We start from the raw sequence: 413 nt of genomic DNA, 5'->3' as shown, positions 1-413 counted from the left end.
AGATGCTCCGGTCGTTCGAGCTGAACAGTGTTCGAAGGTCCTGCCCTGCCATCGCTCCCCCAGACGAACAACTGCAGCCAATCTATGCTCCCTTGAGGACCGCCTGGCAAGTCTGCATTCAGGCAGGGAAGGCAGGTCGCGTCCCCCTGGTCCGCAGTCAGTGATGAAGGAGGGGTGATCGTGAAGACCATGACGTATTCCGAGTCTCGGGCGCGGTACGCCGAGGTGCTCAATGCCGTTACCGACGACCGTGAAGAGGTCGTCATCACCCGGGCCGGACATGAACCGGTCGTCATCGTCTCCCTTGAGGACTACGAGTCCCTGAAGGAGACGGCGTACCTGCTGCGCAGCCCTGCGAATGCCCAGCGCCTGCTCGCATCCATCGACGAGCTGGAAAACGGCGGCGGTACCGT

The 413-nt window shown here is 62.0% G+C and carries 1 protein-coding gene; it reads left to right on the top strand.

All coding sequences use genetic code 11. From position 1 onward, the window contains the following. Positions 1–180 precede the first annotated feature (180 nt). Positions 181–413: type II toxin-antitoxin system prevent-host-death family antitoxin (locus G3I78_RS49460; RefSeq protein ID WP_164437221.1), on the top strand; the 233-nt coding region annotated here is incomplete at its 3' end.

The sequence above is a fragment of the Streptomyces sp. SID13726 genome, from assembly GCF_010548375.1.
GTDB lineage: Bacteria > Actinomycetota > Actinomycetes > Streptomycetales > Streptomycetaceae > Streptomyces.
This window is presented reverse-complemented; position numbering and strand designations above follow the sequence as displayed.